The sequence below is a fragment of the Oleiphilus sp. HI0043 genome (assembly GCF_001634935.1).
Genome location: NZ_LWEY01000081.1, coordinates 1 through 581, shown reverse-complemented (window position 1 = coordinate 581; position 581 = coordinate 1). Strand labels below are relative to the sequence as shown.

1 protein-coding gene is annotated in these 581 nt (G+C 46.8%); it reads left to right on the top strand.

Features of this window, described 5'->3' with window-relative positions:
• Positions 1-581, top strand: a 581-nt coding sequence (hisA, locus tag A3729_RS01735; protein WP_068633023.1) for a phosphoribosylformimino-5-aminoimidazole carboxamide ribotide isomerase, incomplete at both ends; no start/stop codon positions are given.

Sequence of the window (581 nt, the reverse complement as noted above, 5' to 3'; positions counted from 1 at the left end):
CTTATGATGCGGCTTACTATGCTTCCTTATACAAGGAGCATAACTTACAAGGTGGGCATGTTATTGCACTAGGCCCAGGAAATAAGGACGAAGCACTTAAGGCACTATCGGCCTGGCCTCAAGGTTTACAATTTGGCGGGGGCGTTAATCATGAAAATGCCAGCGAGTTTTTGGAAGCAGGTGCGTCGCATTTGATCGTCACGTCTTACCTCTTCGAAGATGGGGAGCTATCTTCTGACAGAATTGAAAAGATAAAAGCGGAGACGGGAGCGGAGCGTTTAGTGATGGATCTGAGTTGCCGAAAAACCGAATCGGGTTGGAATATTGCGACGGATCGTTGGCAAACAGTGACCCGTACTCAGATTACCAAGAATACCCTCGCTGAGTTGGCAGGGCACTGCAATGAGTTTTTAATACATGCTGCCGATGTTGAAGGGCTACAAGCAGGAATTGATGAGGACCTGGTTTCTTTATTAGGAGAAATTTCCCCCATTCCAGTCACTTACGCTGGCGGTGCACGTTCTTTCGAAGACTTAAAATTGGTTCATCAGTTATCTGGCGGCAAGGTTGATCTGACAATA